This window comes from Oceanobacillus caeni, from assembly GCF_019037185.1.
In the GTDB taxonomy this organism is placed as follows: domain Bacteria; phylum Bacillota; class Bacilli; order Bacillales; family Amphibacillaceae; genus Oceanobacillus; species Oceanobacillus caeni.
This window is the reverse complement of sequence record NZ_JAHHXM010000009.1, coordinates 89282-98358: the sequence shown is the minus strand read 5'-3', so window position 1 is coordinate 98358 and position 9077 is coordinate 89282. Positions and strand designations below refer to the sequence as shown.

The window sequence follows — 9077 nt, the reverse complement described above, 5'->3', positions numbered from 1 at the left end:
AAATATTTGGTAAGACAATGTATTAGGCAAAAATTTAGAGACACTTCAGTACTGTCTACTTGACAGAACCAGGTGCAGGCCATCAGGGACAAAATGAAGCAAAAAACCCAAGGAAAAGTCCGTGAAAACAGCTATCAGGGACAAATTGAAGTAAAAACCCAATTGAAATGTACTTGATAAGATAGTTGGAAAAGAACTTTTAGATTGTTGAAGGTGTCAAAGGTATTTAGAAAGAAAGCAAGGCTTGGTTCTAAAAATGAACCAAGCCTTTGTAATTAAGTTATTACGAGTTTTTGTTATTTTGGGTATAAGTAATATGTTTTACACACCATACGGGAATAGTATGAATGCTTACAATTAATGTCGTTTACTCAACCAAAGTACACCCGACTTCGCTAATCTAGGTAAAAAGCCAATCATTGGGTAGGTCATCATATTTCCAAATCCATCTGATTTACCTAGTGAACCTAATGTTCCTTTTAGTTTAATTCGTTTTGGCTTTTTCGGTTCCTTATCGTGGAGCACCGCAAGTAAAATCTCCGCAATTTGTTCACCTTGTTGCATTGCCAATTGTGCACTTGGTGAATGTTCGGACGCTACACAATCCCCCAACACATATACATTAGGCTGTGCTGGTACTTGGTAAAATTCATTCGTCTTTATTTTCTCATGTTTATCCTTTTCAAAAGGAAGTTCTCTAACTAAGTAATTTGGTCGTACTCCTGCCGTCCAAATGGTTACATCATTAAGATAGCATACCCCATTATTACAAACCCCATCTTTTTCAACATATTCTACATTAGAGTGATGGACCACGTCCACATTATTTTCAATAAACCATTTTTCAACGTATTCTTGTATTTTAGAATCAAATGCTTTTAGTACGGTTGGTCCACGATCTAACAGTTTAATATTTAAATCTGGTCTACTTTCTCTTATCTCTGATGCAACCTCGATTCCACTAAGTCCAGCACCAATTACAGAAACTTTTCCATAAGGTTTTAAATTGGCGACTTGTAGCCCTGCGTCACATGCTTTTGCAAAGGTTTGAACACTTTTGGTAAATTCCTCAGCCCCAGGAACCCCATGATAGTTGTCTTCACAACCTAAGCCGATGACTAAATAATCAAACGGGAGATTTTCATCTTCATCATCAAAAATAATTTGCTGATTTTCTATATCTATTTTGGATACCTCTCGGAAAAGATAGGTAACACGATCATCTTCTGGAAAACTTACACGTACGTCTGTTTCAGCAGAAGTACCAGCAGCGATGGCATAAAATTCAGTTTTTAGTGATCTAAATGGATTACGATCCACAACATAGATTTGTAAATCTATTGGCAATTGATGATCTAATAAACCATTTAATACTTTAATACCGCCATAGCCCCCACCTAAAATAACTAGCCTTTTCATTTTCCTACCCCCAATGTTGTTATCGCACTATGTTCCATTTAATAGATTAACAAAATTTTGATATAGTGTCACTTTATTAAGGACTTAAAAATAACGATATCCCTAATAAATCAAGGTCATGCTATACTATGAATGCATATATAAATACAACTCTTAATTAATATTTTCCATTTTTCAGGAGGTTATTATGGAGAAATTAAATTTCCCTACTTTATTAGATGTCATAGGGGAGCTTTTTTCTGATGAAATATCGATAGCAGTAACAAATACAAAGGAATATATCTATTACCGCAGGAGTAAGCGTATTGATTTGAAAATTAAACCTGGTGACCCCATCAAGGAAGGAACGATTGCCTATAAAGCAATATCTTCCAAACAAAAGGTTTCTGAATTTATCAATCGAGAGGTTTATGGGATCCCATATCATGGAATGGCTGTTCCTTTTCATCAGGATACGGAGTTAGTTGGCTGTGTATTAGCGATTTATCCGGCTTATACGGAAGGTAAATCTGTCGTAACTATGAAAACAAGTGATGGATGGAAACCCGTCCCATTTGAAATGGTCCAATACATAGAAACAAAAGATAGAAAAACACATGTCTATTCAAAGGAATACGAGGGGACTCATTCCAATACGTTGCAAGAATTTGAATATCTTTTGCCTCGTAAACACTTTATACGCTGTCACCGTTCATTTGTCGTGAACGTAAATCATATCAAGCACATTTATCCGGATACACATTCTACCTTTTTTCTAGAAATGGATAATGGTGCCAAAATACCTGTAAGTCAATCCTACTCCAGTTATTTTAGAAAGTTATTGGGGTTCTAATTTTCCTTTTCATAAAACAGCATATAGCAACTAAGGCATTTGCCTAAAGGATTGGCAAATGCCGATTGTTCTAAACGGAAAAATGCTGTATTATTCCGTTAGTATAATGATTTAGACCTATATTTCTTGTTTTATCCTTTTTTCCCCTAAATGAATATGAAAGCGCTTATAATGGTGTTGACCATAATATGTGGGGGGATGAGGATGCAGGAGAAAATTCAAAGGATTAAAGCCCCGCAGTTAGTTAATCGAGTTGTTACAGCGGAAGAGGCGGCAACTTGGATTGAAGATGGAATGACATTGGGGTTAAGTGGTTTTACACGTGCAGGTGATGCGAAAGCTGTACCAACCGCGCTCGTGAATAGGGCAGAAGCAGGAGAGCGGTTTAAAGTAAATGTGTATACAGGCGCTTCATTAGGATCTAACATTGATAAGATGTTTGCCGAAGCTGGAATCGTAAACAAACGATTACCCTTTCAAGCTGAACCTGTTATGAGAAATAAAATTAATACTGGGGAGCACTTCTTTGTAGATCAGCATTTATCCCATACTTCAGAATTACTTAGGGCAGGCGCAATTGATTCAATTGATTATGCTATTTTAGAAGCGATTATGGTTACAGAGGATGGATTGCTTATTCCTAGTACGTCCATTGGGAATTCACAAGCGTTTGCTGAATTTGCCGATAACATTATTATCGAAATTAATACAGCACAGCCAGTAGAGTTAGAAGGAATACATGATTTATATAGTCCGAATCAACAAGGGGATAGGGAACCAATCCCTTTAACCCAACCTAATCAACGAATTGGAACAATGGGGATTCCACTTGATATGGATAAGGTGAAAGGGATTGTATTTACTCACCAATTAGATTCACCATCCACAATCGTTCCACCTGATGAGGAAACACAAATGATTGCGAATCATCTATTAAACTTCTTACAGGAAGAAGTGAAGGCAGGTAGACTAACAGAAAGTCTCATGCCATTACAATCTGGTATTGGCTCTGTAGCTAATGCGGTTCTTCACGGAATGATTGATTCAGAGTTTCATGATTTAGTTGTTTATTCTGAGGTTTTGCAAGATGCCGTTTTTGATCTCATTGATGCGGGGAAAGTAAACTTTGCTTCGGCTTGTTCCCTAACCTTATCTGAGGAAAAAATGAAGCAAGTCTTTGGTGAATTCGAGAAATATCGTGAAAAGTTAATCTTACGTCCACAGGAGATTTCAAATCATCCGGAAATTATCCGGAGACTTGGGTTGATTGCCATTAATACGGCGTTGGAATTTGATATTTACGGAAATGTTAATTCTACTCATGTTAGTGGGACGAAGATGATGAATGGTATCGGTGGATCAGGGGATTTTGCTAGAAACTCGAGATTAGGAATTTTCGTAACTAAATCAATCGCAAAGGATGGCGATATATCTAGTATCGTGCCTTATGTATCGCATGTCGACCATACTGAACATGATGTGGATGTTGTTGTTACCGAACAAGGCTATGCAGATTTAAGAGGCCTTGCACCAAGGGAACGTGTACCGTTAATTATTGAGAATTGCGCCCATCCAATGTATCGTGAACAGCTTTGGGAATATTATAATGAAGCACTGGAACGGGGAGGGCAGACCCCACATGTGCTTGAAAAAGCATTCTCATGGCATATAAGCTTTAAAGAGCATGGAACGATGAAGATGCCATTAAAAGCTCAAATATAAGGTTTTATGATCATTTAAAAGGGGTTTAATTATAATACGGAATATTAGAGACTGATTTTCTCTTGGGGGAGAGAGGATCAGTCTCTATTTTTCAACTTTAGACTTGTTCTTGAAAGGATTTAGGGATATACAATTTTAAATCTACTTTTATTCACGAATGACTATATATTTATCTTAGTAATTGCTATCTCTAAATGTATTCTTTACAATGAATGGGTTAACAATGTTGAAATAAAGGAGTATATAATGACTAGAAATCAATCATTACCGTTTACCGTTTCGAAAACGGAGAATTTCTTTGAAAGACTGGGTGATTATGTTGGGGACGTATTTTATGACATTCTCCCAGAACAAGGCTATGAACTTCGAGATGAACAAATATATATGGCATTTCAACTAGAGCAAGCTTTTAAGAATAAGAGAGCTATCTTTGCTGAAGCAGGTGTTGGTACAGGGAAAACATTTGTTTATCTTATCTATGCGATTTGTTATGCACGTTATATGGGAAGACCGGCCATCATCTCTTGTGCGGATGAAACATTAATAGAACAGCTTGTGAAAAAAGGCGGAGATATAGAAAAGCTGGAAAAAGCATTAGGAATTAATGTCGATGTAAGGTTGGCAAAGTCACGGGAACAATATGTTTGTGTGCGAAAACTAGATGCATTGATAGACAATACTGATGACGAGGACATCATGAAGGTATATGATGCTATTCCGGAATTTGTTTTCGATTCGAAGTCCAAAGTAAAAACCTTTGAACGATATGGGGATCGGAAGGAATATCCTTGGGTTTCGGATGAGACCTGGGAGAAAATTGCCTGGGACCCATTGCAACAATGCCCTACTTGTGAGTGGAGACACCGCAGTGGTCAGACGTTGAATAGGGAATATTACCGACATGCTAGCGATATTATCATTTGTTCACATGACTTTTATATGGAGCATATTTGGACAAAGGAATCCCGAAAACGTGAAGGGCAGTTGCCACTTTTACCTGAGGCTAGTTCTGTTATTTTTGATGAAGGTCATTTATTAGAATTCGCAGCTCAAAAAGGATTAACGTACCGATATAACCTCGACACGATTACAAAAGTGTTGACAGGATATATAGGGCAAGATGTACGCGAGGAATCCCTATTATTAGTGGAAGATATCTTAATGGACAATGATATCCTATTCGATAAGTTAGCCGACACAGCCCATGTTGTGGAGGGTTCTAATAGGCAGGAGATCACTTTAACGAAAGAAATCCTTGAAGATATTAAAAAGCTTGATGCTAAGGTCAATCAATTATTGGAAGAGCTTGTCTTCGATTCGGAATTATTTACAATCGATGATTACTACATCAAGATTATTGAAGAGTTTTTGGAGTTCTTCTCCAACGGGTTACGTACGATTTCAAGAGATGATGAGGGCATTTATTGGTTAGAGGAAATTCAAGATACGATAAGTCTTGTCATTATGCCGCGCCTTGTGGAAGATGTACTTAAAAAAGAGGTATTCACACAAAAGATTCCGTTTGTATTTTCATCTGCCACCCTTTCTCATCAAGGGGATTTTTCTTACATCGCCAAGAGTCTTGGCATAGAAAACGTGGACTCTTTTTCCGTGGCATCGCCATTTGATTATGAAAGACAAATGCAAATTTTTGGGTCTGTAAATAGGGACGATAAGTGGGATAAAATGATTTCGTCCATCATTGAAAATAATGGCGGTTCATTATTATTGTTTTCTTCAAGAGAGGAAATGGATGAATTCCGCCGTTTTATCCATAACAGGGATATACCTTTCACGATCCTTTTCGAAGGAGATCAAGAAATAAGTGAAATGGTAAGGCGATTCCAAGTAGATGAGACAGCTGTACTATGTTCGTATCATTTATGGGAAGGTCTTGATGTTCCTGGAAAGTCACTTACACAAGTGATCATTTCCTCTCTTCCGTTCCCACCAAATGACCCTGTTTTTAAAGCGAAAAGGAAACATGCAAAAGATCCTGAAAAGGAAGTAGATTTACCATACATGTTACTACGCTTAAGACAAGGTATTGGTAGGCTAATTCGTACGAGTGAGGATAGCGGGATCGTACACATTTGGATGAGTGAAGATGAAGAACAGAAATACCTGCAGGAAGTTAAAGCGGTATTGCCTGTGGAAATTAAGTTTTAATGAAACTGTAAAACGAGCATCTGATAAAAAGATGCTCGTTTTAACATTTTACCAAACTTATAAAATGATAAAGTATCTTTGCAGTTAACCCCCAAACGACTCTCCCATCATATTGATAAAACATTTCATTCATATGCCTCATCTGCCATTGGTAGTTCTCTCCACCAATAATTAAATCAAATGGGAAGTCATCAGCTGGCTTAACTTCAAAATGTACTTTATATACGTCTGGTTCATTCTCTAGTAAATAGTCTAAAGGAATCGTAAATACCTCTCCGACCTCATCCTTATTTGGAACAATTTCCTCGGGGTTTTTAATTCGGCCAACATATGGGTAAATGATACGCCCCATATCGGCGACAACATAATCCAATGGAAAAACGTCAACTATATCCGTGTTCTTGATACCCAATTCCTCTGTTGTCTCTCTAACCGCACAATGCATAGGTGTCTGGTCCTCTTCATCAATCCTGCCGCCTGGAAAACATATATCACCTGGTTGTCGCCGTAAATTCATGGATCTTACCTCGAATAATATATGTAATTCCTGATTTACTTCAACAAGAGGAAGCAGTACAGCAGACTTAAAAAAATGTTCTTCCCCTAAAATAGAGGGTTCTCTATTTTTAAGCTTTTGTATCATTTGGTTTATATCCATCTTTCTCCCCCTTTCCCATCTTTATAATCTATTATACAGAAAATACTGTGAAGTGCTTATGGCTAATTCAATAGTCCCTGTTGAAAGGCATAGCTTGTTAGTTGAACTCGATTTTCTAAATGAAGCTTACTTAATATATTTTTCAAATGACTTTTAACCGTATGCTCCGAAATAAAGAGTGACTCGGAAATTTCTCTGTTGGAAAAACCTTTGGCTACTAATTGTAGCACCTCCATTTCCCGGGTGGATAAAGGTGTTTTCTTTATAGTCTTGGTTTTGTTTTGAGGGAATTCCTTTAAAATCTGAAAGGCGATTTCTTTGGACATTGGTACTTCATCTAAGGCAAAGGCACGTAAATGTTCACTCCATGCTTCTGGTTGAATATTTTTTAATAAATAACCCTGAGCTCCTTTCTTTAATGCATCAAACAAGTCGGTGATATCATCAGATACGGTAATCATGACAATTTTTACGTAGGGGAATTTGAGTTTGATTCTTTTGGTTGCTTCTAAACCGTCCATTACGGGCATTTGAATATCCATGAGAATAATGTCGGGCATTAATTCTTCAGTTAGTTTAATTGCTTCTTCTCCGTTCTTTCCTTCTCCTACAATAACAAAGTCGGTGTGTTCTTCTAAGATTTCTCGAATAGCTTCTCTTGCGTGGGCATGATCGTCTACGATTAATATTCGAAAGGGTTGCATCTATATGTTCTCCTTTTTTAATTCGATGATTGTCTGATTATCCATTCTTTTCATAGAAAAATCCCATTCCATATCTTTGGCTCTATCTTTAATGATTTGTAGTCCATAGCCTTTTTTAGATTGAATCGTTTTATTTGTGAAACCTATTCCTTGATCCCTAATTTGGCAAGTCCATCCATTATCTATTTCCTTTGCATGAATCCATACTTGATTCGTCTTTGCGTGTTTAATCACATTTACAACGGCTTCCTTTATACAGGCGAAAATCTCCACTTTCTCTTTTGGCGATAATGTATTTTCTTTAATTTCCCACTCTAACTGAACATCCATTAAATGTTGATTTTTTAATTCCGCTACGTACTGATAAATAGTTTCTGTCCAATTAAATGGTTCTTCATTTGGTATATACTTCAAATTTGTAATCGCCTGACGAGTATCTTCATGAATATGTTGTAAGGTTTGTTTGATTTTTTGAAAATCTGGATCATCTTTGAGGTCATTATTCCTACCAAATTTATTCACTTTAACAGACAATAGAAACAACGATTGAGCAATTCCATCATGGAGTTCCCTAGCTAATTTTTCTCTCTCAATTAGTGCGGCCTTTTTAGTCTTCTCCTGCCTTAGTTCCTCTTGAATTTTTTCTAAAATCGAAAATAAGTGACGTAAAAAGACGAGTGTAACAATAAAAACTAGTATAGGGGAAAGAATATTCCCCATGTCCATTGAAATATAAGAAAGTAGAAATTTATGACGGATATATTCCCACAAGGCAATGGTGATAGTTGGTATCGTTAAAATGAGCCATTTAATCTGTTTATATTTCATGTCTTCACCGCCTTTTGGCAAAGTAAGTTTTAGTTTATCTTATCATTTATTCGAACTTTATTAACAATTTTCCCCTTAAATCACTCTTTTGGGGGATTATTTCATATTGCAATTTTAATTTATAATGTTTGATGTAACTTGAATCACGAAATAATGATTCATAAAGTTGCTTATACAAATAAGGGAGGAATTACTTTGAAACGTATATTTACAACAGTAGCGGTATTTTTATGTGCTATGTGTATTTCTACTACTGTGTTTGCTCACTCACATTTATCGGAATCCAATCCAACAGATGGTGACGTTCTATCAGAGCCATTAAGTGAAATTGTTCTTGAATTTGATGGTGATATTGAACAAGGTAGCTTTATGGATGTTACAACCACAGATGGGAAAGATGTTGAACTCGAAGAAATTATTATTAATGAAAGTACATTGACAGGTACGGTTGCTGAGCCACTTACAAATGGGGATTTTCAGGTAAATTGGAATATTATTAGTGCAGATGGTCACCCAATGGAAGGGGAGTTCTCATTTACCGTTGATTCCGAAGTTCCTGAATCAAGGGAAGAGGTAACTGAAGACCCTGTTGAAACAGAAGAGACAGAGGTTGGAGACGCGACAGAAACAGCCGAACAAACAACGGATGATGAAGAATCATCTTCTATGACAACCATTCTTATTGTCATTTTAGTTGTTATTGTTATCGTTGGTTTCATCTTACTTATTAAAAGGAAGAAATAGT

At 36.7% G+C, this 9077-nt stretch carries 8 protein-coding genes; 4 read left to right on the top strand and 4 right to left on the bottom strand.

The features are described 5' to 3' along the window. Nucleotides 1-357: 357 nt before the first annotated feature. Complete coding sequence (locus KM885_RS07675) at nt 358-1419, bottom strand: NAD(P)/FAD-dependent oxidoreductase (protein ID WP_216883750.1); 1062 nt, start codon at nt 1417-1419, stop codon at nt 358-360. 187 nt (nt 1420-1606) lie between these two features. Between KM885_RS07675 and KM885_RS07670 the strand changes: the two genes are divergently transcribed. The 3 genes from KM885_RS07670 to KM885_RS07660 all read left to right on the top strand — a co-directional run bounded on the left by KM885_RS07670 (nt 1607) and on the right by KM885_RS07660 (nt 6142). Beyond that, nucleotides 1607-2251 carry a LytTR family DNA-binding domain-containing protein gene (locus KM885_RS07670; RefSeq protein WP_060668098.1) on the top strand — a complete coding sequence of 215 codons (645 nt, stop codon included), beginning with the start codon at nt 1607-1609 and terminating at the stop codon, nt 2249-2251. Nucleotides 2252-2455: 204 nt separating this feature from the next. Next, nucleotides 2456-3973, top strand: a complete 1518-nt coding sequence (locus KM885_RS07665; RefSeq protein WP_047185177.1) for an acetyl-CoA hydrolase/transferase family protein — start codon at nt 2456-2458, stop codon at nt 3971-3973. Nucleotides 3974-4219: 246 nt separating this feature from the next. Further along, a complete protein-coding gene (locus tag KM885_RS07660; RefSeq protein ID WP_047185176.1) occupies nt 4220-6142 on the top strand; it encodes an ATP-dependent DNA helicase in 1923 nt (640 codons plus the stop codon). 40 nt (nt 6143-6182) lie between these two features. Here KM885_RS07660 and KM885_RS07655 read toward each other — a convergent pair whose 3' ends face one another. From KM885_RS07655 to KM885_RS07645, 3 genes are all read right to left on the bottom strand, one after another. Then, a complete protein-coding gene (locus KM885_RS07655) occupies nt 6183-6800 on the bottom strand; it encodes an NUDIX hydrolase (protein ID WP_047185175.1) in 618 nt (205 codons plus the stop codon). A gap of 62 nt (nt 6801-6862) precedes the next feature. Continuing rightward, complete coding sequence (locus tag KM885_RS07650; RefSeq protein ID WP_047185174.1) at nt 6863-7504, bottom strand: response regulator; 642 nt, start codon at nt 7502-7504, stop codon at nt 6863-6865. Further along, nucleotides 7505-8332 (bottom strand): sensor histidine kinase, encoded by an 828-nt coding sequence (locus KM885_RS07645; protein ID WP_047185173.1) that lies wholly within the window; start codon nt 8330-8332, stop codon nt 7505-7507. Nucleotides 8333-8527: 195 nt separating this feature from the next. On the opposite strand from KM885_RS07645, the gene KM885_RS07640 reads away from it, so the two are divergent. Next, on the top strand, nt 8528-9076 hold the full coding sequence (locus KM885_RS07640; protein WP_052771710.1) for a copper resistance CopC family protein: 549 nt from the start codon (nt 8528-8530) through the stop codon (nt 9074-9076). The last annotated feature ends 1 nt before the right edge of the window (nt 9077 follow it).